Here is a 25003-nt window from a genome sequence, read left to right as displayed (position 1 = left end):
AATGAATCAAAACCTATTTTTATTAGTAATTTAGTATAATCTAAATTTTAAAACCAACTATAATAAAAAATGAAAAAAATTAATTTAATACTCGCATGCATTTTTGCAGTTTTATTTTTGTCAACAAAAGTAATTGCTCAAGAAAAAAAAGTTGCTTTAGTAACATTCTATTGTGACAAAAAAATTGGTGGTACAGGAATGGGTCCTGCTGGAGAATCATTGATGAAAGATCCAAATTTCAACCTTCAACCAATTCTCAACAAAGCATATACACGTTTTACTACAGAATTTGCTAAAGACTTCCCATTTAAGTTGGTTGATCAAAAAATCGTTTCAGAAAATCCTCAATATAAATCGTATCAATCTAGATTTTTAGTGGATACGTCAAAGGGCATCAACAAAGCTATGGGTATTCAATATGCGGTGGTTGACGGCTTTATTTGGGCATACTCAGGCGGACCACTTGTAAAAGTAGAAAACAGAGATGAAGTTAATCTGTATCAAATTTTAAAAGATAATTGCGACGGCGTTATGCTTGTTTATATTGACTATGAAATCACTCCTGGAATGGGCGGCTTCTCAGCAAATATTACAGCTTATTTCAACATGACACTTTGGGATAAAAATGGCAAAAAAGTATTTACTATCAGAGAATCTGGAGCATCTAAAAAGAAAGTAGCGGCAGTAGGTGGTATACCCGTTATGAGTGTTGAAAAAATTCAACCATTATGCGAAGATGCTACAGATGTATTGTTTGCTGAATTACAAGGCAAAATAAACAAAATTGTAAAAAAATCAGCTAACTTCTAAGTTGATAACAAATAAGTATCATTTAAAAGGTAGTGTTTAAATACACTACCTTTTTTTATATACAAGCTTTTATTATAATGATATCTTATAATTTTTTAAAAAAATAATGTAAAACAACAAACCCATTAAGCCAGTATTTTTATATAAATAAATCATTCATATATAAAATATACTAAAATGAAAAAACAATTCTTACTTCCAGCTCTAATTTTATCAGGTATTGTTGCATTTACATCTTGTAAAAAAAAGGATAATGACAATGCTGTAAATCCATCTATTCAAACATGTATGGTCAACTATGCTACAAATGGCAATGATTCAATTAAAGTAACTTATGATAATCAAAACAGAGTAACAAAATACCAACTTTTTGATAAGTCAAATAATGACTCTAAATCCTATTCCCTATTTACGTATACAACGAATAAAATTATCGAAAAACAATATGATGACAATAGTGAATTTACGAATGAAATAAATTATTATTTAAACGCGAATCAAAATGTTGGTTATTCCATGAGTTATGATGGTAGCAATGTTAATGAAGCAGACACTACGTGGTATACGTACAATGCAAATCAACAAAATACTCGTAGAGTTGTTAAAAATACATCATCCATTATAACGATCCCTATCATTACCTATGATACCATTTGGTATACTTATAGTGGAAATAACATTTCAAAAGTAGATAAGAAAATAGACAATGGAAATATTGAAACAACCGTTTATAGCTATGGTACGGTTGATGCAAAAAGTGAGTTTCTTGCTCCTGAACAAGGTTCAGTTATTACAAATTTGTATGGCAAAACAAGTGAAAAACTTCCGATTTCTAAAACAGAAGGAAGTAATACGAGTACTTATGTATATAACTTCAACTCAGAAGGATATGTAATTCGTGCACAAACATTGAATGGTGGAAATGTGGATGCAGATTTCCGTATTGCATATAATTGTAAATAAACTCATATCGTGATATAATAGAAAAGGCCTTGATTAATCAAGGCCTTTTCTATTATATCCATCTAAAATCATCTATTCGTATTCTTTTTCTTCATGAAAAAAGACTCGAAAAAAGCATTTGATAATGAATAAACCAAACTAAATAAAAACGTATGCCAAAACGTATCAATGAAAAAACCATCGATAAAATAATCAGCGATACGTACAATAATAGTATTAATAACTAATAAAAAGAAACCTAAGGTAAATAGTGTAATAGGTATTGTTAGCAGCGTTAATAAAGGTTTGACAAAAATGTTTAACAAACCTATAACTGCAACAAATAAGATTGCAGAACGCACATCTAATACTTCCACAAACCAAAATAGGTACGTGCAGCCTAAAACCACAGCAACACTAAATGCAATTTTCAATAAAATATGTAACATAGCTTAATCCGTTAATATATTCAAAAATACAAAAGCTTTCGTATTATAAAAAATAGACTCTTTTATTTTAAAATACGATCAATTTATTTCTTTGTCCACTTTACCAAAAATAAGATTCATACCTAAACGCATATTAAAATATTTCACTGCGTAGGGATCGAATAGCGCAACAATATTATCCGTTGCAAGATACATTTGTATTGGTCCGCCACGCAATGCAATACCAGTACCAATATTGAAATAATTATTAGGAGTTATGGTATAATTAAGAGTTGCTTGTATTGTTTTACCTATTGTCTGCGTTGCCCCTACTGTTAATGCGCCTCTAACACTATGATAAAAATCCATTGCTACAGATGCATATACACTTAAATCTTCTTTCACAATATAATTGCCATTGAGGTAAACAGAAGGAGTTAACCAAGAGTTATATGCTTTAGTATCTTTTTTAGGTTTGAAAATATTCTGAAGCGAATCACCAATATTTTGCCAATCAGCATTTACAATATTGGCACTATCTTTCATCACAATGCCCGTATAATTATAATCACCATTTACACGATAATTCTGAACATGCTGTTTCCAGTGAATAAACCCGATATTATTAACATTACACGCAATCGAAATTTTATCATTTAATTTATAACGAGCACCAATATCTAATCCTGCACCTAAATTTTTCAAGCCCAATAAATCTGAAGCATTAACTTGATCTGCATTGATCAATCCAGATGTTAACATGGTAAATTCTGAATGTCCATTCAGATACAATCCATTTGGATCTGTATACAGTGAATTTTTTGATTGTTGCGTAGTAACATTTGTAAGACCCATCAAAAATTTACCACGTACACCCACGCTAAATTTATCATTTATTTTTTTTGTGACAGCCACTCCAAGTTCTCTATAATAATTTGCAGCAAATCGTACATTATTTAAATGAACACTATTTCCAGCAAACGATGCGTTTCCATTCCATATTATATCTGCTAAATCTTTAGTATATACAAAACGTTGAGTCCAAACATCTCTCAAACTAACTTGAATCGTTGCATTCTTCTTTTGAATTCGCAATGCAAATAAATCTACACTTCCCCCTGTATAAAGTTGATTGTATTTTTTTAATTTTGGAATTACATTATTGGGGTCAATCGTATTATTTTGAACAAGGGTATTGTATTTAAAACCCGAATTAAAATAATTGAGTTGGAGAGATCCGATTACAGGCACACTTACACTTGTTTTATATTGATCGTTTTGAGCTGTAAGATCCGTATAGCTTGCTTGCGGAACCCAAGATAGGGATGGCAATGTCATCTCATGCTGTGCGTATAAAGAAAACATTCCACAAACAGTAAAAAGAATCCCTAAAATTATATTTTTAAAAACTAACATCTGCTTTTATGTCTAAACCTATATTGGCTTTAATTTTATAAGAAGAATATATTCTTACAGGAGTCGTTCCACCATTAGCGGTACTGAATTGTGCAACCAATAATGCATTTGTTGAAGTGGTTATTTTCTTATATCGATCCGCATCAAAAAGTTCTTTGATAAAAATAGTGGATGGACTTGTAACCTTGCCAGCCGCATCAATACTACCTGAAGGAATAAAATGAGGCGTCTTAAATAGTGAATCAACGACTATATTTTGATCATTTAAGAAATACATCTGAATATTTGTATTCATTGGAAATCCATTACTTAAGGAAATATTAAAACCTCCGCTTACTATTGTTACGGTTTTACTACCCAAAGCCATGTCTGGAAAACTAATACCCTTTACAGTATCTAATAAAACAAATTTTGTAATTTTCCCTTCCATCGGAATCTCGACCTCTCCCCTAAGCTTGATGCTACTCTTATCTGTAACAAAATTATCTGTTTCGCCATCCGGATTTATAGATCCTGATAATTGATAAATAACCTTATTGGGAGCCGGATTAAAAACGGTTTGCACATTTGAATTCGTCTTATCCAACTGAATCGTTGTAGATTTTGATTGACCGACTTCTGCAAGCGAAGGGTACATGATTGGAATATCGGTATTTATAATTGAACCCGTAATATCAGTTGTACCACTAATTTTCGATTGCGTTGTAAGTTTATTTATGTTCACAATAGCAGGTGCACCTATTGAATTTGTAATGATCGTTCGCACTTTTGGGTCTGTAAAGAAAATGCTGCCTAAATATGCATTGTCAAAAATATCAATTCCCACAGAATCTTCAGGAACTACCAAATCGTATTTACCAATATATCCATCCACATATGAATACATAATTGAATTCAAACCAGTTGTAAGGTCAATTTTTTGTGCTGTCGAAACAGCATTTCCTGATTTATAGGTAACACGTAATTTCCCAGTATAACTTAAGGAGTTAACTTGAGTGTTATTTTCTGAACAATCAACCGTATATCCAGACAAATCAATGGCAGTAGTACTTTGTAATGGAACAGAACCTTGATATAACATAGTTACAGTTTGCACCAATACATTTCCATTTTTTTTAATATATGGAAATGTAATTTCTATCTGTATATCATGCTTAAACGTTGAATTTAAAATGAGTGGAATATTTCCAGATTTAATTTTAATCGTTTTAAGTTTTTCACCATTTGTTGTATTCAAGGTACTCGTATTAGAAAAATCATGAGAAATAGTTCCTGCACCTGGCAAGCTTGCTACTTCACCAGTAGAAAGAGAAATTGACTCCGTTATATTCACATCATCAACCTTTAGTAAATCAACAATGAATTGTTCAAATAAATCTTGATAATAAATGAATGTGTAAAAGCCGTCTGCTGCTTCAGTTATATTTAATTGTTTTTTATTTGGGTCTACAATATCTTTTAAAGATAAATCCGCATTCACCAAGGGAAGTAAATATTCTGGATGAGCGTTTGCCAATTTAATTTTATCAAAATCTTTTTTGTAACAGCTAAAAAAGAGTGTTCCAAAAAAAATAAAAAGAATAATTTTAAAAAGATACGTATTCGTTTGTGTCTTCAATTTATTATAAATTAATATCTTACACTAAATTTACTCTTTTTTTTGTATATTGATTTCAATTATTCATTATATTTATCGAGTCATGAAAAAATTCATTATTCTATTCGTTCTAAGTGGTTTTATTGCAGTAAGCTGCATTGGTGGCAGTAGCAAATCCTCCACACAAAAAAGGATCAAAAAACAGGAAAAACATAGAAAAAAACACGATTGTCCTCAATTAGACTGTTAACGCATATATCACATTTTAAGGAAGCATATCTAATCGATAGCTTCCTTATTTTTTTACCAATATTTTCCCTAATTCCTTAAAAATTCAAAAAGAAATACCTCTATTTCAATTTGAATAAATTTAGGTTAAATGGAATATTTATGGGGTTTATGTAACAAACCCAATCATTTTTACAATTCATCTAGAGTGTAATTACCTACCTTTATTTAATAATTAATTTGCTTTCTAAATCACGTACCAATGAAACTTAAACGAAGTGCAGGTGTACTTTTACATATATCTTCTTTATACAACAAAACAGGAATTGGCGATTTTGGACCATCTGCTTATGCATTTGTTGATTATCTAGCCCAATGTGGTATGAGTTATTGGCAAACCTTACCTTTAAACTATACAGATGGCGGTAGAGGGTTTTCACCCTATAGCTGCTTATCTGCCTTTGCTGGCAATCCCCTCTTTATTAGCCCAGAAATGTTAGTAGAAGAAGGATTACTCTCCCAAGATGATTTGTGTGATCATTGTTTTGAAGAGAATATAGTTGAATTTGATAAAGTGAATGCCTATAAAACAAGTTTGTTAACAAAAGCATTTATTGAATTTGAGAAAAAGGATTCATTTGAGTTTTCTGAATTCTGCAAGAAACATGCTTATTGGTTAGATGATTTCGCTTTATTTCTATCTATAAAAAATTATCAAGGGGGTGCATGGTGGTTGGATTGGCCTGCAGAATTAAAAAACAGAGATTCAAAAGGTATTGCTGAAATAAAAATTGTGCTAGATCATGATATAAAAAAACAACAGTTTATTCAATATCTATTCTTCAAACAATTAAATACACTTAAGAATTATTGCAATTACAAAAACATACAATTAATTGGTGACATGCCATTTTATGTAAGCCATGATAGTAGTGATGTATGGTGCAATCCAGAATTTTACAAATTACATAAAGATGGTTCTCCAGCAAAAGTAGCAGGTGTGCCACCAGATATGTACTCTGAAACTGGACAATTATGGGGAATGCCAATCTTTAATTGGAATGTATTAAAAAAATCAAATTATGATTGGTGGGTCAAACGAATTAAACATACGTTATTGATGTGTGATATTATTCGTTTAGATCACTTCAGAGCGTTTGCTGCATATTATGAAATCGGATCTGAAGAACACACTGCTATAAATGGTAAATGGCTAAAAGCCCCTGGAAATAGTTTTTTTACTACCGTTTTAAAAGCATTTGGTGATTTACCTTTCATTGCAGAGGATTTAGGAGAAATTGATGAACCGGTTATTGAGCTGATAGATAAATTCAAATTACCTGGAATGAAATTACTACAATTCTCATTCACGGAAAACACACCAACAAGTATTCATAGTCCACATAATTACAAACAAAGCAATGTAGTTTATACTGGAACGCATGATAATAATACATTATTGGGTTGGTATAAAGAAGAAATTTCAGATAAAAAAAAACAAGTAATTTCTGCCTATTACAATAAAGTCATTAATGAATCAAATGTTAATACAGAATTTATTCGTGCTGCATTTGCATCTGTTGCTGCATTAGCGATAATACCCATGCAAGATTTATTACATTTAGGATCCGAGGCAAAGATGAATAGACCAGGCAGCTTACATGATAATTGGATGTGGAGATTGCATTCGGAAGCACCTTTAAATGAGGAATTAGCAATGGATATTAAAAATCAATTGGCTTTATTTAATAGAATCTGTTGCTAATGGATAGATAGGTGATAAAAATTGATAGCTTTTCAGTATTGATATCTCCTAGTTATATGCATATAGAAGACTGATATTTCTAGTACAATTTCGGATCTCTTCACGAATAAACTAAAAGTAATTTTAATGGTATTTCGTTAAAAAAATTACTTGCAAATCCATACATAGTATTAATAACAAAATAGCATTTGTAATTGATACATTTTAAATTATTTGATTTCTTACTATACAATCTAAATAATACTGAAAGAATTAAAAAAAACATCTAACAATGTTTACCGTTTATTGAATGCCTTAAATTTAAAGCGCTTTAAATAAATAGAAATTCAACATCATACATATCTTCAATTAAAATTTCATTCCTTTTAGTCAACGTTGAACGATTCATAATTATTTATTAATTGGATTGATTAATTATTTTTTTAAATAAATGTTCTACTATTTTTTTGTAGGTATTTATGATTACAAAAATGGTGAAACGAAAAAAATAATAGGTTATACGTTTTAATTAATTAGTTACATAATTACACTATAAACAAAGATTATTATTTAATGGGATCATGTAAATAATGTAAGAAATGGCTTCTATTCTGTAAGATATCTCATGTATAATTAAGCAAAATTTACATTATACAAATCAGCTTAAAATCTACTACTATGAACAGTATCGATAAAAACCAATCAGAAAAAAATAAACAAGATTTACCGAATGCAGATTCTATAGAAAAAATAAGAGAATTGGGTGAGGGCAAAACATGTTTTTTATGTACATCTACAGGAAATAAAGGTTTTGCTAGACCAATGACGGTTCAAAACGTAGATAAAAATGGTGCTATATGGTTTTTGAGTGCTAGTGATAGCAATCAAAATGAAGAGATTAAGAGCAATCCACAAGTAAATTTATATTTCCAAGGAAGTCAATATTCTGAGTTTATGCATTTATATGGAAAAGCAAGCATTCATTTCGATAAAGAAAAAGTTAAAGAACTTTGGAATCCAATTTTTAAAACATGGTTTACTGAAGGAGAAAACGATCCACGAATTTCCTTAATAAAATTCTCCAGTGATAGCGGTTATTATTGGGATAACAAACATGGAAACTTTATTGCAGGAATTAAAATGATTATAGGAGCTATAAGTGGTAAAACACTAGATGATTCCATTCAAGGTTCGTTAAATACAAAATAGATAAACACTATCGTATATTATTTACATATAAAACTTTAGGCTAGAAATATCTACCCTACAGTTTTACACAATGTTATTATATACCATGTTATTGTACAAATATTTTCAACATCATTAATTAAAAAATAATAAACAAACCTTTCAATGGAGGAACAAGTTCAAAATTCTAAAGTATTACAACACCTACTCATTGGTGTAATCATTGTTGCAACAATGATATTTGCAAGTCCATATTTAATACCTGTATCATGGGCTTTTTTATTTGCATGTTTATTATATCCCATTTGTTGCTATTTAGAGTCTAAGGGTCTGAACAGAACAATTACCTCTATCGTTGTAACATTTGGTTTTTGTGTAGCAATGTTCTTTATTCTATATTTTCTAATTACACAAGCACTAGCAATAATTAAAACAAATGACAATGTAGTACATAAGATTAAAGATGGCATAGAATCAACAATCATTAACGTGCAAAATAAAACAGGCATGTCCTTTTATGAACCACATACGTTAAAAGAAACCTTAACAAATACCTTTAAGAATGGAATCGGTGTTATATCAGGTCAGTTGAGTATGGTTGGGGCCAATCTAATAACAATGGCATTAACTCCTATATTTTTATTCTTCTTATTAAATTTAAGAGGACAAATAAAAGAGTTCTTATTCAAAAACTATAAAGGTACTGATTTCGAAACAGCACAAAAATTTGTTACTAAATCACTTACTGCTGTTAAAAATTATTTATGGGGGACGCTAATTTTAACAGCAGTAACAGCTGTTATGACCTATATTATTTTAATAACTTTTGGCATAAAGTCTGCTATCTTCTTTAGCATCTTTTTAGCTGTCTTAAACATTATTCCTTATGTAGGTAATCTAATTGCATACATAGCAATACTTTCATTTGTATGGATAACCAAAGAATCAAATGCACTCGTTATTTATGTAGGGGTATCTATTTATTTCTCAAACATGATACAAGAGAATATACTTAGACCTAAATTAGTGGGTGATAAAATGGAAATCAATGCCTTTTTAGTATTATCCTCTGTAATGATTGGAGCCCTTATTTGGGGTGTTTCAGGCATGGTCTTATTCGTTCCTTTTTTGGGAATCGCTAAGGCATTAGTAGAAAGCAATCCTGCGTGGGAAAAATATGCTATTTTATTTGCCTCAGAAGAAAATGATCCAAACACACGATTAAAAAGTTTTACAAGGACAATTTTCAAAAACAAACCTAAAACACATACAAACCTAGATTAAGTTATACATCTAAACTAAGAATGTATTTTCTAACATCTAGATCATACATTCTTACTTTTTATACCCAATTGATTTTAAAAAAGAATCCGTCACTTCCACTTGTGCATTTCTTCCTTTTTTAATAGCACGTACTTTAAAACTGGGGAAAATCAACACCAAGCATTCATGCACATAATTAATGCTAGCAGCTATATAAGGAATCACTTTAAAAATAGTATTGGGTAAATGCATACGATTGCAAGCAGCTCTACCTAAATAAAAACGATTAAATCCCAAGTATATCTTTACAAGTATTTTCTTCTGCCAAACTTTATTAGGAAATGTGGCAGATAAAGGAGCATTTACCAATGCATGCGCTAATGCAATCGTATCAACATCTGCCAGTGGTTGCGTCATCGTCCATTTATACAATGTTTGAATTGCCTCCTTATCATTGGCGGGCAAGAGTTCCTGTGGAATACCCAATAAATATCCAATGTATTTCCATAAATGGTATACACCCAATTCTTCATTCAATGTTGGTTTAAATTGTAACATCCGCAATCCTTCCAAATATACCAATGAAAAACCTAGATAGGTAGCAACCATATCTCCTGTGTTAATAGGAATTCCCCAGTCTTCATCGTTCCATTCAGGTGACTTCTTTATATAATATCGAGCCAAGGCATGAATGATTCGTACTTGTATGGCAGCATTAAAGCCTGCACCAGCAGGTTTCATCGCGCCACATCCTGTTACATCCACCCAAAATTTTAAGGTGTCTGAAAGACGCTTTGCAGGCCCACCTTTCAATGCTCCTGTAAAAATAAGTGGTTTGTTAATAGCAGCAGATTCATAGCCGCCCATTAACGAATAATTGCGCAGCGTAATTAAACTAAACACTCCTGCGCGTTGACAAAATTGTGCACCTTGTTTCAATAATACATCGTCTACCCATTCAGGTACGTGTAATGCACTCGTATATAATGCACGCAAGGAATCTGGAATATCTGGAACAGCATTTAATCCCTGTTCTAAAAGTATATGTAAGAGTTGATGTCCTCTTTTATGACCCAAACCTTCAAATAAATCTACAACAACAGCATCTGCAAGCGTATCACAACACATATATAATTCATTAAAAGAATCAATATGCTCTTTTGTGGGAATAGAAGAAACACGTTTGAGCATACGCTTACCAACGGATTCTTTCCAATGTTTTGAAAAGCCTGGTGATGGGTATTGTATTCGGTTAAGGGCCATGAACGAAGATAGTATTTTATCTGTAAGAATAATGTACTTAAAAATTGATTTCGATAATACATAGCAAATCAATTGTAATAACATTCGAAAATAAAATTAGAAAGAGGTTTTATAAAAACATATATATATTTCAAAAATTCAACACATTCCAATATATTTTGCAACAAAAAAATGCGGATACAATAATTAATTTGCTGCAATTTCTAAAAGTTGTATATTAGAGTCTACATAACCGATTAACTATATGAAATTCATACTTATTTTTTTTACTTTAATAATGATTAACACGGTGTCAGCACAAATAAAAGTTTACTCGCTAAGTAATGTACCAACAGATACTACAAAAGGCCTTAACGGAAATAAATGGGCTGTATTGGATGTTCACAATAGTATAAGCACACTGAGTGGTATGCTTGTCGAATTCGAAAATGGTAGCCGTGTTAATTTATATCAAATATTGCACACAGATACCTCTTTAACTAAATCTAATAATGCTTATGTTATGGGAGCTCTTGAATATATGGATAGACTTGGATTTAAACTCATAACGATCTATGAATCTAACAATAGTGGTATAGACCGTTTTGTTTTTCAACACAAATAAATCAATAGTTTAATATACATTTTTTAATAATACCTATTCATCAAAAAAATAATTGGCCCATACGTCTTATTATATTGGGAGCTGTGAGAACTGAAGGTAATTTTAAATAGATTAATAATCAACTATCATAATTAGTAGATAGTAGGTTGAAAAAGTCTCTCCTTCAAGGCAAGAGTAACGTATAAATTAAATATAAATCTGATAAGTGGGAAAAAATTAATTGCCCAGCATCTCTTGAACCTTATCAACAAAATTTCGATACCAGTTAGGATGAATATTTTTCTCATATTCTAAAAAAGTGTTCGTATTTATTTCTTGAATGTCAGCTGATACTGATGGTGCGCGTTTGTATGAAGTAAATGTTCCCAATCTACTTGAAAAAATAATATTGATACCCATTTCTTTGGCAACCGTTAAATATACACGCATACGTTTATTCGCATCATCCATATCGGGATTTCCCCAACCACTAATTGGGATGATCCAATTGGGCTGTTCTGCATTCTGTATATAAGGTTCGTCGGTTACGATCTGAATATCTTTCATATAAAAATACATTGTTTATGGAATGTGCGTATTTATTCCGTAAACAATGTATAAAATTTTCAGTATTCGTAAAAATAATAGTTCATTACTTTTCCTTTTTATTCAACCACCAATACAATGGAGGAATAATCATAGGAGCAAAAATAAGCGTACTGGTTAAGCCACCAATAATAACAGTAGCCAAAGGTCGTTGCACATCAGAACCAATCCCTGTTGAAATTGCAGCAGGTATCAATCCTAATATTGCCAAAACAAGTATGGATAGAATAGCATTTAATTGTTGGATAGAAGTATTTAATATTAGGTCTTGACTTATCGGATTTGCAGAAACAGCTCTATTCAATGCCGAAACAAGTATCACACCTGCCATAACGGAGATACCAAAAATGGATACAAAACCAACCCCAGCAGACACATTAAAATAATAGCCACGAAGTAACAAAGCAATAATCCCACCAGCTAAAGCAAAGAGAATACAACTCGACGTAATCAACGTATATTTTATATCTTTATACAACATAAATAAAAATATAAATACCGTTACTAAGGTTAGAGGTATGGTAATCAATAATTGTTTACCTGCGCGTTCTAAATTTTCATACTGGCCACCATAAACCAATTCATACCCTTTCGGGATTTTTATTTCTGTATCAATTCTTTTTTGCAATTCTTTTACAAAACCGCCTTGATCTCTATCCGAAATATTGGTACGTACCGTTACCATACGTTTGTTGTTGTATCGATAAATGTTCGATTGACCTTCAACAAAATTAATCTCTGCCAATTGTTCCATAGGTATTAAGTACCCATTGGCTGAAGGAACTAATAGTTTTTTAATTTCATCAATATTATTACGGTATTGAAAAAGATAACGTATTACAATATCATACCGTTTTGTACCATCATACAACACGGAAATATTTTTACCACCAATAGCTGCTTCAATCATATTTTGAATATCTGAAACATTTATGCCATAACGTGCCGCATTATCTCTATTAATTTTTATAGCTATTTGTTCTTGTGTCCCTTCTTGTTCAATATTTACTCCTTCACTACCACGTATGGATTTTACAATCTGCACGATGCTATCAGCCTTTTCGCGCATCATGTCTAAATCATTCCCAACAATTGAAACAGCCAAGTCTGCTGCACTACCCGTAACGATTTCCATTACTTGATCAATGATGGGCTGCCCTAACGTAAATTTCACACTGGGTAATTCTTTTTCCAGTTCTGTACGCATCTGACTCACCAAGTCTTTTTTAGAAATGGTATCGTTCCATAAACTATAATCTTTTAGACCTACTAAAATTTCGTTTCGGTTTGCTGGATATGGATCGGTACCATCATCGTTGCGACCAGTTTGAATAATTATAAATGAAATTTGAGGGTATTTAGAAATGATGCTTCGTATTTTAGGCGCATACTTCGCATTTTCTTGAATGGTTATCCCTGCAGGAAAATTTGCCCTAAGAAAAATAGAACCTTCATCTAAGTCAGGTAAAAATTCTGTCCCCAACTTCGCTCCAAATAAAATTAAAATTACAACAATACTAAAGCCAATTAAAACAGATTTTTTATAATTGACCAATACGAAATGCAAACATTTACCATATATTTTTCCAACAAACGCCAACACAACATTTTTATGTTCCTTCAATGGTTTGAGTGGATTGGAAAAGGCTTTATTATAAGCAAAAGAAATTAGTACAGGAATAAATGTTAATGCACCAAACATAGAACCAACAACTGCAAACACTAAGGTTAATGCCATAGGAGAAAACAATTTTCCTTCTACACGGGTCATAAGAAGAATGGGCATATACGCCAAAATAATTATGGTTACCGAAAAGAAAATCTCTCGTCCGACTTCTTGTGCGGATTGAATGGAAACATGAATAATTCCTTTACTCTTTTCTTCAGGTGAGGCTCTTCGATATGTTCGTATTAAGTGCTCAGCCATAATCACTGAACCATCTACAATGATACCAAAATCAATAGCACCTAAGGATAGTAAGTTGGCAGGAATCCCTACAAAACGCATGATTATAAATGCAAATAACAAGGAGAAAGGAATCGTTAATGCAACAATGATTGCACTTCTAAAGCTCCCTAAAAACAAAATCAAAATAATAATAACGATACTGACACCTTCAAACAAAGTATGTGCAACGGTTTCTAAAGAATGATTGATCAAAAAACTACGATCGTATAAAATTCGTATTTTAACGCCTTCTGGCAATTCGTTATTTTCTAATTCTTGTATTTTTTGTTTTAACAACAATAAGGTCTCGCTTGGGTTTTCGTATCTGCGCAGCAAGACAATGCCTTCCACACCACTACTTTTATCAATATTCTCATCTGCAATTGTATACCCTAAAAAACCATTTGGTGTAGGTGGAGAAATTTCAACACTTGCTATGTCGCGCACAAATACAGGAACACCATTTACGGATTTAAGAACGATGTGCTCAATATCAGATGCTTTTTTTATTGCACCCAGACCACGAACTGCAAAGCCTTGCCCACCCCTATTAATAATATTACCACCCGTATTTTGATTGTTATCGACAACTGCTTGCTCTATATCAGAAATGGTTAAGTTATATTTCCGTAATTTATCTGGATATGTAAGAATGTGAAATTGTTTAATGGGCCCACCAAAAGTCATGATATCCGCAATACCATCTGTTTGCAATAAATAAGGTTTGATTACCCAATCTTGCAAATCCCTAATTTCCATTGGAGTGTAGTTGGAAGGCGCATCTACAACAAAGCGTAATATTTCGCCAACAGCTGTTGACAAGGGCGCTAATTCAGGGGTTACACCATTAGGCAAATTAAGTGTGGCCAAACGTTCCATTACTTGTTGTCTAGCAAAGTAATCGTCTGTACCGTCTTTAAAGGTAAGCTGTACACAAGACAATCCAAAAATGGTTCTGCTTCTACGATCTAATACGTTTGGTGTATTTTGAAGGGCACGTTCAATAGGAACAGTAATTTGCTGCTCTACTTCTTCGGCTGCACGCCCAGGATATTGAGCAACAACAATCACATTGGTATCTGCAATATCAGGATACGCTTCAATCTTTAATTGCGTAAAACAAAAATAGCCTGCGATCATACATGCAACACTTATTGCAATGACCAACCATCTATTGTTGAGTGAAAATGTAAGCAAATTCTTTATCATTCAATTTTATGTTTTTTAATAGTATCAGTAAATCCTATCTTGTCATTTTATAAAGTAAGATTAACCAGTGCAATTTGAATTGCTGCAGAAGCCTACCGTGGTTTTGCCTTTTCGACCAAGCACTCGCTAATAAATTTCGTCAACGTATAAAATTGACAAGGAAGGACTAAGTTGGATTCGTGCGGTACTAATCTGGAACAGGCATGTAGGTACAATTATCAATACCCAAACGAAAGCCCTTTTAATTGCATCACGCCATCCACAACAATTTCATCTGAAAGTATTAAACCTTTATAAACAATCACACGGTCGCCAATTTGAGGGCCAATTTGAATTTCTCTGCGTTCAAATGTATGATTTGGTTTTTTTATAAATACATAGGTTTTACCTTGAACGGTTACCAAAGATGTCTGATGTACACTCATGAAATTACTCTCACTTAAATTAAAGAATACATTCGCAAACATACCCGACTTTAATTTATTCGATTGGTTTTGCATAGAAATCCGAACCTTCACCATTCGAGTTGAATTATCAACCATCTCAGCAATTGCATCTATCTTGTCTTGATATTTTTCGTTGGGGAAAGCAGAAAAAACAATCGTACACATTTGCCCTGTTTTAATATTGCTGATTTGATTTTCTGGAATATCACAAATAAGATATATTGTGCCCGGCTTTGAATGCAACAAAACATCGGATGCAAAACCTCCAGAGATTAACTTTGCTTCATGCTCAATCAAAGATGTGGTTTCATTATTTAAATTTGAAAGTTCAATCGATAAAGCACTTTGGGCATTTAATAAATCTTGCCCCGTAGCCGATCCATGTTGTTGCAAATCTTTAATGCGTTCTAATTCAATTTTACGTTGCTTGATGTTGACATTTTTAATTTGATTGATATTTATTTGATGTTGCAAAAGCTGCGTATAAGCAATCGACATATCTTCACTTTGAAACAAAATAATGCTTTGACTTCTATCTTCTGAAGAAGGAACAACTGTTGCCACTATCTTTGCAGGAGCGGTTAATTCAGCATTTTGCTTCTTCCCATCAAGTCTTTCTGTTTTAAAGGACAACATATTTGTAGAATCAGGAAAAACAATTGTTTGACCATTATTACTAACTAGCGGTTCTTGAAAGGCTTCGATTTTAGTTTTTTCTTTATGCGTACAAGAACAAAACAAAACCAACCATATACCTATAAACGTAATCTTCATCTTCATTTTGCTAATTGGCTTATTAATCCTGTAGTATAAAGTAATTGTACATACCCCAATCGATATTGTTGTAGTGCGTCATAATATTGTTGTTGTGTATCCAACCAACTTCTTTGTGCTTCTAAAAAATCAATGATGGTTGTCCCCCCTTTTAAATACGAATATTTGACATTATCCAAGATCGTTTGAGATTGATCCAATAAGATTTTAAAATTATCTATGTTTTGCAAACGCAATCTATAATTATCTATTGCCACCGTAATTTCAGATTGTAGTTTGGTTTGAATGGTGTATAATTCTTTTTCTGCTTTCTCTTTTAACAGAAATGACTTTTTAATTTCACCTTGATTGCGATCAAAAACAGGTAAACGTACGGTTGCATAAATACCATAATACGGAACATTATTTTGTGGGTTCCATATAACACCCAATTCAGGTTGTGGATAAGCAAGCGAACGTTGCAATTTGATATTGCTTTTAGAAACCTCAATAATGGATTTCATTACGCCGATATCACTTCGTGAATTCAGAGATTGATTGTATAAGCTATCCACGTTATCAGGAATCGCAAATAAGAAATCATCCTTCATGTCAACAGTCATATCCTCCTGAACACCCAATAAAAACTTTAATTCAGTTAATCGATTTGCAATTTCTTGTTTAACCGTATTACTTTGTAATTCGTATTGCTTCAATAAAAGTTCCGAACGAAACACATCGGTTTGCGTAATCATTTGGTTTTTATACCGCAATTGATTTGTTTCAACCAAACTCTGGATATTATTTTTTGCCTTATCAATTATTTCCAATTGCTTTTGCGCAGCCCATACTTCCAACCATTTAGCTGCTACACCTGAAAAAATAGTACGCTCCGTTTCTAAATAATTTTTCTGAGCAAGGGAAACATTTTCATTTGCAAAATCAATTTGGTAGCTGCGTTGACCAGCTATTTGAAAAGGTTTTGTTAATTGCCACCAAACTTGGCGACTTTGTCCACTCGAAAAATCAACATTACCTCCTGGTAAGTGAGAAGGCTGTCCATTTTGTAAGGTTTGATTATTTAAAATTAGATTTGGTCGTAGCTTAGCACTAACAATATCTGCTTGCGCAATACTTACATTAAATAATTCCGTTCTTAAGATGGGATTATTTTCACGTGCTGTTACTAATGCTTGTTGAAGCGTAAACGTAACTTGTGCATGTGTTTGATTAAAACAAGATACAATTGAAAAAGTAACGAAGAATAAATATGTTATTTTAACGCGCATCCTACACTAGTCTATAAATTGAATACAAAATTCCGTTTATATTCACCAATAGATGGTTAGAAAAGCACTAAAAAATCATTAGAAAGTCATTAGAACTCTTAAATGGTTTGTAATTCTACGATAAAATCAGTTTTATTATGGGTTGAAGTAACATGTATGGTACCCTTATGCAAGAGGATAATTTTTTTAGTAAGAGGAAGTCCGATGCCATGCCCTTCTACATTTTTTTGACTTTCGCCTCTAAAAAATGGAACAAATAAATGCTCTTGATCAAATGCTGAAATTTCAACACCCGTATTTGAAAAATCTAAAATCATTTTTCCATCACGAATAGAGATCGAAACCTTGCACCGCTTATTATCTGAAAATTTACAACCATTTTCAAATAAGTTTTTAAAAGCGACTTTTAATAGATATTCATTCCCTTTAATAATAACTTGCTCTTCATGCTCGAATTCGTCATCAAAATGTATATCAATGTTATAGCTTGTATTTGATTGCATTACTTGGTGACGTGCATCCAATAAAATTTCATCCAATCGTATTTCTTTAAATGAAATTTCAGATGGGTCGTAACTGGCTTTTGCAAAATCAAGTAAGCTATTGGACAAACGAACCAATTTTTTTGAATCATTCAGTGTATAACGTATCGCAGATTTATACTTCTCTATATCGCCTTCAATGTCTGATGCTAATTCCAGCTCTGCAATGATTGCTGAAAGTGGCGTACGCAATTCATGTGAAATATTTGAAACAAAGTGTTTTTGGGCTTCAAAGGAATTTTCCAATCGCACAAGCATTTCATTAAATGCGTTTGCCAATTCAGATAATTCATCTTTACTTCCACTACCAGAAAGTCGCAAATCAAGATTTGTAGCCGAAATCATTTTTGCTTTCTCCGTCATTTCCATAACGGGAGCGAAAGCCCTTTTAGAGAAATATCGACCCGCTACATATATAAAAACAATTGAAATAATAAAAACAAATACAATGGTATTAAACAAGTTTGTTAGTTTATTGTATCCATATTGATCGTAAGCTGTAGCAGTTATTACATACGTTTGTCCTTCATACGGATATCTTAATCCCACAATCTGCCATTTCTCTTGATAGAATTGCAACTCCCCTTTTTGATAAATGGCTTCCAACATTTCAGGAGTCTCTTTCACCACATCAATATCAATGGCATCGTGGTAAATTAAGGTAAAAGTACTATCATAAATAGCAACCTCTACTTCATTTAGCAGCTGACGGTTTTTATTATAAATGTGTTGAAGGGTATTCGTTTTTATTTTTATATCAAAAAATAAATTTGCCTTTGTAATGGCTTCATTTTTCAATACCGCATAAAATTCATTTTTTCTATTTTCTTTTGCTGAATAATAAATAACAAAAGCAAAAACCAACAAAATAGTTGCCGTAATAAATGTAAACAGTAGGGTTAGTTTTGTGCGTATTTTCATTCCGCTTTAAAAATAAAACCCATACCCGATTTTGTATGAATGAGTTTCTTGTCAAAATTCTTATCAACTTTCTTACGAACATAATTGATGTACACATCAATAAAATTAGTACCTGTATCAAAATGGGTATTCCACACTTTTTCAGCAATTTCAACACGAGATAAAACACGCTCCGGATTTTGAAGCATAAATTCCAATAAATTAAATTCCTTAGGCGTTAAATTTATTTCAATATCATTCCGTTTTACAATTTTTGTAAGCAAATTCATTTCTAGATCTGCATACTTCAAAATACTATTACTTGTCGTTCGAACTCGGTTATTGCGATTAATCAATACGCGAATACGAACAATCAATTCGCGCATCTCGAAGGGCTTAACCAAATAATCGTCTGCACCTGCATCAAAGCCTTCTACCTTATCATCGGTAGTGCCTAAGGCTGTCAACATAATGATGGGCGTGTCGGGTTTGTACTGTCGAATTTCTTTACATAAATCCAAACCGTCCATTTTAGGCAAAATAATATCCGTAATGATTAAATCGAAATTATTTTGCAAAGCCATTTTTTTACCGGAAAGCCCATCATAGGCAATGGTCGCATTAAACCCTTGCTCACTTAAACCTCTTTGAATAAGTTCTGCAACACGTTGATCGTCTTCGACTATTAATATTTCCATAAAGTAAAGATACACATTCTTAATATGAAAGGATTGAGTCTCTTATAAAAAAAAGACTCAATTCTACTTTGGCGCATTTGAACTTTGGTACATTTTTTTTAGCAAGTGATTGGTCGAAAAGAGACAAACACGAAAAAAAACATACAACAGCGTTTATTCAGCGTATTCCATTATAACTTATTTGCATTAGGTATTCGCGATCAAATCAAAATATTCATCGTCCTCATTTTTACCTCCAAAACCTTTCCCTACAGATTCGTGGGATTGCAAAAATTCAATTCGCTCTATCCATTTAACCATTTTATAACCCAATTGATTTTCTACACGTAACCTCAACGGTGCGCCGTATACAACAGTGAGAGGTTCATAATTCATTTCCCAAGCCAGTATTGAACCAGGTTTTAAGCAGTTATCTAATGTATGCGTATCGTAATAAACACCGCCCAAAAGCCCTTCGCCAAAAGAATAAAATGCAACCGTTGTTACCGATGGATCGGGCTTCACAAGGTTTATCAAATCTTTAATCGGCAAACCGCCCCATTCTGCAACCCCACTCCAACCTTGTATACAGTGATGCATAGTTATATGTTGTTCTTTATTCAGTCTTTTAAGATCATCAAGCGATAGTTCTACCGGATTTTGGACTAAGCCACCCACTTTAAGTTTGTAATCCTTAAAATCATTCTCTGCCAATTCTTTCCAAACTTTAGAGCTTGTTGGAAGCTTTCCGTTGGGCCAGAAAAATGGCGAGATGTCTTCTTTTTTAAAATACGGTCTCGGTTTTAATTTATTGATTGTCATTCTCCATAAGTTGTCATTAATTCGAGCACTCGTTTTTTGTACCCAACGAGGTTTGTTCCATGACACCCAGTGCGCATAGATTAAGAAACCAATGGTAAAAAGAACAATTCCGAAGCCAATAAAAACCCCTGTTTTATCCGTTGGATGATCTGTACCCACTGTAATATGATTCATGTTGCGAACCAAGCCAGAAGCAGCAACCATAGAAACATGTATTATTTCAAACCCAACATAAGCCAACATTACTAAAAAGTGTACAGACCTTGCTCCTTGCCTGTTCCCAAATAACATAGTAAGTCTGTGAAATCTACTGTCAATAGCTGGCGACATGCATAAACCAGTTAGTATTGCTAGTGGTGCTAAAATAAAAATAACTACAAAATACGAAATCTGCTGTAAGGCATTGTATTGATAAAACCCATTCGGCTCTATAGGCATATGCAAGGTGGCATAATGCACAAACACACTCCAAGCATCGGGGATTATTTGCCATGATGTCGGCACAATTCGTTGCCATTGGTCTCCCATGAATAACAATACTACAAACACAATTCCGTTCAAAATAAAAAAAGGAACGTGAATAAAATGCCAACCTCTAGCTATGCCAACGGTATGCCTAAAGCCAGGTAAACCAATCAGTGGACTAATATATCGAGCATCGTCTTTTGCTGTCCATAAAGAATCTTTTGGCACAACTATCGGCGTAAACTTCAACCATTCTGAACCTGGCTTACAGCCTTTATTAAAATACAATCTGGGATGATCAAATAATATGGATAGCCCGCTGCAAATTAAAATCGTTAAAAAGAAAAAATTAATCCAATGACAACTAATTATCCATAAAGGAAAGCCTTTAACGCTTACACTAGCTGTATTCAATAGCGCTAGCGAAGGATCAGTAGGCAATCCAAACAACACATACTGCAGGCATGCTATTCCAATAGTACCAATAAATAAAGCACCCAAAAGAAGAAAACCTATAGGCTTTAATTCAACATGAAATTTTCGATCTTTGGGATAGTGAACCCTTTTTTCAAGTTCGTTAAAATGTGTAAACATAGTGGTACTTATATATCATCGTTCTACGATTCATTCAATTTCAACACACAAGGGTTATAGTATTTCATTTGAATAAATTGTATTTATTTTTTTATTTCAAAACGCACTTTATATAATAATACGATTAAACTCTGTATTAAATCTAAATTATTGTATTAGGTTTGATCTGTTGCTGCAGCAAAGGATTTTTTTTTAATCTATACATATTTCAGGCGCTATAAAAATGAATTAGCAACTACTCTACATGATCGCATGAATACAAAAAACTAGAATAAATAATTTGTTAGTAAAAGAAGTTCAATGTATTCATGAAAAAACTACTACACCGCAGCTCAATGGGTTTGCGAGTTGTAGTTTCCATGTACACAGTTTAAATTCCCTTGGAAAGGGTTGTGTTGGTTGATAGCAGGTATAAGCAACAGTAAAAAATTTAATAATTTTTTACTCCGAAACGGATTATTTTAGAAAGTGCTAAAAAAGGATCAAATAAATTAAGGATTCGATGGCTTATTTTTTTTGCACAATTATTTATAAAAATAAATTATTATGGATTTACAATAGTATTGTAATCCATTTTACCTATTGTAGAATACCTATCTAATTAACGTCCAGCTTGTGTGAATGGAAGAATTAATTGAGTGATCCCTTCAACAGCTATTTGTAAGCCAACGCAAAAAATTAGAAAAGCCATAATGTTGTTAATGATCTGTTCTCGTTGTGAACCTAAATATCGAATCAATCTATTTGCATTTACATAACATAAAAAAATCAACACACACATTGCAAGAACAGCTATCAATATTGCTCCTGTGTTGACAAAATATTGATAGAGATTTTTATTTGTACCATGTGCACTCAATGTAAAAAGAACAGATATGGTACCTGCACCTGTAGTAATAGGAAATGTAATTGGGTAGAAAAGTTGATTTTCAACTTTAGTTTGTTGGTTTAAATGACCCACTTGGTTTGCAAGTTTTACATTTTCATCATCAGCTTGTTTGGATGATGACAGAAAATCCCATCCTGTTTTACAAATCATGATACCACCAGCCAATTGAACAATGGGAATAGATATTCCGAATAATTCTAATATCCAATGACCAACAAGCAATGTAAATAAACATAATGTGAAAGCATATAAAACAATGCGTTTTACTGCATGCACCTTCTCCTTAGGTGTTAAGTCAGAAAAATAACGACTTACAATGAATGCACTACCAAATGGATTTATAACAGGAAAAAGAGCTATAAAACTTACAAAAACAATATGTATAAAGGAATAAAAGTTAATTGTCATATATGTGATTATTAATTGCCTTGCCTCTTTAAGAAATAAATTGGAATTGTATAAAAATACACAAAAAATGCGCTCTACCATTGTAAAGCGCAATTAAATTATTTTCATTAAATAATATGCTACTGCTTTTAAGCTTAACTCTTTTAACGTAGACCGTAGTCGGTAACAAACAGAACACGGTCTATTTGGTTCATCTTTCCACCTTAGTCTATTAGATAACATGAGCTTTCAAATAAGTTTTTGAGTTAGCTAGATACGAACCGCTAATATCATTTTGTATCTAGCGATGTTTTACAATAATTATTTAATTCCTCTGGAGTCATTACCTAATCAACTACTTTTTCTACGCGTGCTATTGAATCAAACTTTGATAAAGTTAGCCTTACCATACTATCTTCTTCTGCAAATAAATCATGCGGAACGTTAGCATCTAAGTAAATCAAATCGCCCGCTACCAACTTCAACACCTCGCCATTTACACCAAAGGCAATCGTTCCTTGGTGTACTTCAACGGTAATCGGAAAGCCAGCTTTGTGTTCTTTCATGGATTGTCCTTTACGAAACATAATTCTGATTTCCTTCGATGTTTCAGTTTCCATCAATACTTTGATCGCAACCTTCTCTTCATTGTAAAGCATTTCATTTCTTAAAGAAGCTGTTTTCATTTTGTATGTATTTTTAATTATTTAAATTTCTATTATGAAGTTGAATTTTAAATTTATTCAATAGTATTGTCCAATTCAACATCTTGCCATTCGAATGCTAATTTAGCCATATACAGAGACAGATGATACTTTTCTTCACCTGTTTCCAATTTCGAAAAAATGTCTGTACTACGTACTCTCCATGCATCATATTCGGCTCTATTTTTTTCTAAGGCAATGGTATCATTCGATTTCACATATTCTAAATGCTTTTTTTGTAATGCATTAAAATCTAAAATATAATTTTCAACTTCAACATTATTAAAGTCTGGTTTTTCCATACCTTTTATTTTATCTATTTGTTGTTGTCTATCTGTTTCAAATGATTCTTGTATTTCTGCTGCAGACCTTTTATCTTTTGGCTTATTCGAAAACCATAAGATTCCTGAAAAAAGTACGATTCCAACTGCACCAATAATTAAATAGTGGTTTGAAGCACCGCCATGATTTTTCCATTTATTTAAACCAAGGTATAACAGAAAAAGACCAAGCATAAGCATGCCTATTGCTAAGCCTACGTTTCCTGCAATTTCAAAAACTGGATACAATATTCTCGGAACATGATAGGATGCTTTGGGTTGAAAATACAAAGCGCCTTGTGTAAGAATACCTGCACCAATAAAACCCATTGCTGCTGCTTTAAATTTTTCTAATTTTTGTTGTAATTTTTCTTTGTCCATTGTGGTTGTTCAATTATTGGTTGATGATATGTAAAAGTGTTTAAAAATTCAATTTTATATTCCTTAATTCTTAAGTAACTCCAACAAAAATAAATTTAACTGGATGTAAATATATTAATTTAATCGGTTCTTTGTTTGGTTACAGCACTATAAAAATAAGACACGTTATCTATATCTCCATTGCTGAATCTTTTAAACGCTTTACAATTGGGTCACAAATATGTTTATTGGGAAGTTTAATAACGATAGGCATCATTTTAATTCCAGCAGGAAGTTCTGCTTCTTCTTGTTTTACCCACATGCCAAAACTATGTCTTACCATAATTTCACCCACATAGTACCCTGCTTTAAAAATAGTTTCTGCAAAATCATCCACCGACAATCCTTCATTTTTAAAATCTTCCAGAAATATATCAATGAAATGAATAGACTCAATAGAATAATCCAATTCAACGTCATCATTTTCTTTAACAGATTGAACAAAATTTTCAGCAACTGTTGACCCAAAAGCTGGCTCTGCAGGGTATGGAAACATCATCGCCCTTGTTGGTAAAAAAGCATCTTCTTTGCCCCCTAGAGACTCATTTTGCAAGTCGAAAATATTCATCT

At 32.4% G+C, this 25003-nt stretch carries 21 protein-coding genes; 6 read left to right on the top strand and 15 right to left on the bottom strand.

Going from position 1 to position 25003, the window contains the following annotated elements:
- The first annotated feature begins 69 nt into the window (after positions 1-69).
- Complete coding sequence (locus Q0543_RS08805) at positions 70-810, top strand: hypothetical protein (protein ID WP_299251450.1); 741 nt, start codon at positions 70-72, stop codon at positions 808-810.
- 177 nt (positions 811-987) lie between these two features.
- Positions 988-1773 carry a hypothetical protein gene (locus tag Q0543_RS08800; protein WP_299251447.1) on the top strand — a complete coding sequence of 262 codons (786 nt, stop codon included), beginning with the start codon at positions 988-990 and terminating at the stop codon, positions 1771-1773.
- Positions 1774-1841: 68 nt separating this feature from the next.
- Here Q0543_RS08800 and Q0543_RS08795 read toward each other — a convergent pair whose 3' ends face one another.
- The 3 genes from Q0543_RS08795 to Q0543_RS08785 all read right to left on the bottom strand — a co-directional run bounded on the left by Q0543_RS08795 (position 1842) and on the right by Q0543_RS08785 (position 5214).
- Complete coding sequence (locus Q0543_RS08795; RefSeq protein WP_299251445.1) at positions 1842-2201, bottom strand: phage holin family protein; 360 nt, start codon at positions 2199-2201, stop codon at positions 1842-1844.
- A gap of 78 nt (positions 2202-2279) precedes the next feature.
- On the bottom strand, positions 2280-3545 hold the full coding sequence (locus Q0543_RS08790) for a DUF5723 family protein (protein WP_299251442.1): 1266 nt from the start codon (positions 3543-3545) through the stop codon (positions 2280-2282).
- Between the two features lie 37 nt (positions 3546-3582).
- Positions 3583-5214 (bottom strand): hypothetical protein, encoded by a 1632-nt coding sequence (locus Q0543_RS08785; protein ID WP_299251440.1) that lies wholly within the window; start codon positions 5212-5214, stop codon positions 3583-3585.
- Positions 5215-5659: 445 nt separating this feature from the next.
- Between Q0543_RS08785 and malQ the strand changes: the two genes are divergently transcribed.
- The 3 genes from malQ (at position 5660) to Q0543_RS08770 (ending at position 9637) form a co-directional block, all read left to right on the top strand.
- On the top strand, positions 5660-7186 hold the full coding sequence (gene malQ, locus Q0543_RS08780; protein WP_299251500.1) for a 4-alpha-glucanotransferase: 1527 nt from the start codon (positions 5660-5662) through the stop codon (positions 7184-7186).
- A 657-nt stretch (positions 7187-7843) separates the two neighbouring features.
- Positions 7844-8374 (top strand): pyridoxamine 5'-phosphate oxidase family protein, encoded by a 531-nt coding sequence (locus Q0543_RS08775; RefSeq protein WP_299251438.1) that lies wholly within the window; start codon positions 7844-7846, stop codon positions 8372-8374.
- A 144-nt stretch (positions 8375-8518) separates the two neighbouring features.
- Entirely contained in the window at positions 8519-9637 is a 1119-nt protein-coding gene (locus Q0543_RS08770) for an AI-2E family transporter (protein ID WP_299251436.1), read from the top strand.
- Between the two features lie 51 nt (positions 9638-9688).
- On the opposite strand, the gene Q0543_RS08765 is transcribed toward Q0543_RS08770, so the two are convergent.
- Complete coding sequence (locus tag Q0543_RS08765; RefSeq protein WP_299251434.1) at positions 9689-10879, bottom strand: oxygenase MpaB family protein; 1191 nt, start codon at positions 10877-10879, stop codon at positions 9689-9691.
- 277 nt (positions 10880-11156) lie between these two features.
- Here Q0543_RS08765 and Q0543_RS08760 point away from each other — a divergent pair, with 277 nt between their 5' ends.
- On the top strand, positions 11157-11483 hold the full coding sequence (locus Q0543_RS08760; RefSeq protein WP_299251432.1) for a hypothetical protein: 327 nt from the start codon (positions 11157-11159) through the stop codon (positions 11481-11483).
- A gap of 216 nt (positions 11484-11699) precedes the next feature.
- On the opposite strand, the gene Q0543_RS08755 is transcribed toward Q0543_RS08760, so the two are convergent.
- From Q0543_RS08755 to Q0543_RS08705, 11 genes are all read right to left on the bottom strand, one after another.
- On the bottom strand, positions 11700-12029 hold the full coding sequence (locus tag Q0543_RS08755; protein WP_299251431.1) for a hypothetical protein: 330 nt from the start codon (positions 12027-12029) through the stop codon (positions 11700-11702).
- 85 nt (positions 12030-12114) lie between these two features.
- Complete coding sequence (locus tag Q0543_RS08750; RefSeq protein ID WP_299251429.1) at positions 12115-15225, bottom strand: CusA/CzcA family heavy metal efflux RND transporter; 3111 nt, start codon at positions 15223-15225, stop codon at positions 12115-12117.
- Positions 15226-15443: 218 nt separating this feature from the next.
- A complete protein-coding gene (locus Q0543_RS08745; protein WP_299251427.1) occupies positions 15444-16445 on the bottom strand; it encodes an efflux RND transporter periplasmic adaptor subunit in 1002 nt (333 codons plus the stop codon).
- A 2-nt stretch (positions 16446-16447) separates the two neighbouring features.
- The gene (locus Q0543_RS08740; protein ID WP_299251425.1) at positions 16448-17713 is read right to left on the bottom strand and encodes a TolC family protein; all 1266 of its coding nucleotides are present in this window, start codon (positions 17711-17713) and stop codon (positions 16448-16450) included.
- Positions 17714-17811: 98 nt separating this feature from the next.
- The gene (locus Q0543_RS08735; protein ID WP_299251423.1) at positions 17812-19176 is read right to left on the bottom strand and encodes an ATP-binding protein; all 1365 of its coding nucleotides are present in this window, start codon (positions 19174-19176) and stop codon (positions 17812-17814) included.
- Positions 19173-19853, bottom strand: coding sequence for a response regulator transcription factor (locus Q0543_RS08730; protein ID WP_299251421.1), 681 nt, complete (start codon positions 19851-19853; stop codon positions 19173-19175). Before Q0543_RS08730 ends, Q0543_RS08735 begins: the two co-directional genes overlap by 4 nt.
- Positions 19854-20039: 186 nt before the next feature.
- Positions 20040-21713 carry a molybdopterin-dependent oxidoreductase gene (locus tag Q0543_RS08725; RefSeq protein WP_299251419.1) on the bottom strand — a complete coding sequence of 558 codons (1674 nt, stop codon included), beginning with the start codon at positions 21711-21713 and terminating at the stop codon, positions 20040-20042.
- A 601-nt stretch (positions 21714-22314) separates the two neighbouring features.
- Complete coding sequence (locus tag Q0543_RS08720) at positions 22315-23010, bottom strand: MarC family protein (protein WP_299251417.1); 696 nt, start codon at positions 23008-23010, stop codon at positions 22315-22317.
- A gap of 326 nt (positions 23011-23336) precedes the next feature.
- Entirely contained in the window at positions 23337-23675 is a 339-nt protein-coding gene (locus Q0543_RS08715; protein ID WP_299251415.1) for a cupin domain-containing protein, read from the bottom strand.
- A gap of 53 nt (positions 23676-23728) precedes the next feature.
- Positions 23729-24394: a hypothetical protein gene (locus tag Q0543_RS08710; RefSeq protein WP_299251413.1), complete on the bottom strand. Its 666-nt coding sequence runs from the start codon at positions 24392-24394 to the stop codon at positions 23729-23731.
- A gap of 169 nt (positions 24395-24563) precedes the next feature.
- Positions 24564-25003: hypothetical protein (locus Q0543_RS08705; protein WP_299251411.1), on the bottom strand; the 440-nt coding region annotated here is incomplete at its 5' end.

It is taken from the genome of uncultured Cytophaga sp. (assembly GCF_937863595.1).
Classification (GTDB): domain Bacteria; phylum Bacteroidota; class Bacteroidia; order Cytophagales; family Cytophagaceae; genus Cytophaga.
The sequence above is the reverse complement of the archived record's forward strand: the minus strand, read 5'-3'. Positions and strand labels throughout refer to the sequence as shown.

Bases quoted from the DNA above. Each gene is read 5' to 3' on its own strand.
- Q0543_RS08805 (WP_299251450.1), top strand. From the start codon at position 70: ATGAAAAAAATTAATTTAATACTCGCATGCATTTTTGCAGTTTTATTT.
- Q0543_RS08800 (WP_299251447.1), top strand. From the start codon at position 988: ATGAAAAAACAATTCTTACTTCCAGCTCTAATTTTATCAGGTATTGTT.
- Q0543_RS08795 (WP_299251445.1), bottom strand. From the start codon at position 2,201: ATGTTACATATTTTATTGAAAATTGCATTTAGTGTTGCTGTGGTTTTA.
- Q0543_RS08790 (WP_299251442.1), bottom strand. From the start codon at position 3,545: ATGTTTTCTTTATACGCACAGCATGAGATGACATTGCCATCCCTATCT.
- Q0543_RS08775 (WP_299251438.1), top strand. From the start codon at position 7,844: ATGAACAGTATCGATAAAAACCAATCAGAAAAAAATAAACAAGATTTA.
- Q0543_RS08770 (WP_299251436.1), top strand. From the start codon at position 8,519: ATGGAGGAACAAGTTCAAAATTCTAAAGTATTACAACACCTACTCATT.
- Q0543_RS08765 (WP_299251434.1), bottom strand. From the start codon at position 10,879: ATGGCCCTTAACCGAATACAATACCCATCACCAGGCTTTTCAAAACAT.
- Q0543_RS08760 (WP_299251432.1), top strand. From the start codon at position 11,157: ATGATTAACACGGTGTCAGCACAAATAAAAGTTTACTCGCTAAGTAAT.
- Q0543_RS08755 (WP_299251431.1), bottom strand. From the start codon at position 12,029: ATGAAAGATATTCAGATCGTAACCGACGAACCTTATATACAGAATGCA.
- Q0543_RS08750 (WP_299251429.1), bottom strand. From the start codon at position 15,225: ATGATAAAGAATTTGCTTACATTTTCACTCAACAATAGATGGTTGGTC.
- Q0543_RS08745 (WP_299251427.1), bottom strand. From the start codon at position 16,445: ATGAAGATTACGTTTATAGGTATATGGTTGGTTTTGTTTTGTTCTTGT.
- Q0543_RS08740 (WP_299251425.1), bottom strand. From the start codon at position 17,713: ATGCGCGTTAAAATAACATATTTATTCTTCGTTACTTTTTCAATTGTA.
- Q0543_RS08735 (WP_299251423.1), bottom strand. From the start codon at position 19,176: ATGAAAATACGCACAAAACTAACCCTACTGTTTACATTTATTACGGCA.
- Q0543_RS08730 (WP_299251421.1), bottom strand. From the start codon at position 19,853: ATGGAAATATTAATAGTCGAAGACGATCAACGTGTTGCAGAACTTATT.
- Q0543_RS08725 (WP_299251419.1), bottom strand. From the start codon at position 21,713: ATGTTTACACATTTTAACGAACTTGAAAAAAGGGTTCACTATCCCAAA.
- Q0543_RS08720 (WP_299251417.1), bottom strand. From the start codon at position 23,010: ATGACAATTAACTTTTATTCCTTTATACATATTGTTTTTGTAAGTTTT.
- Q0543_RS08715 (WP_299251415.1), bottom strand. From the start codon at position 23,675: ATGAAAACAGCTTCTTTAAGAAATGAAATGCTTTACAATGAAGAGAAG.
- Q0543_RS08710 (WP_299251413.1), bottom strand. From the start codon at position 24,394: ATGGACAAAGAAAAATTACAACAAAAATTAGAAAAATTTAAAGCAGCA.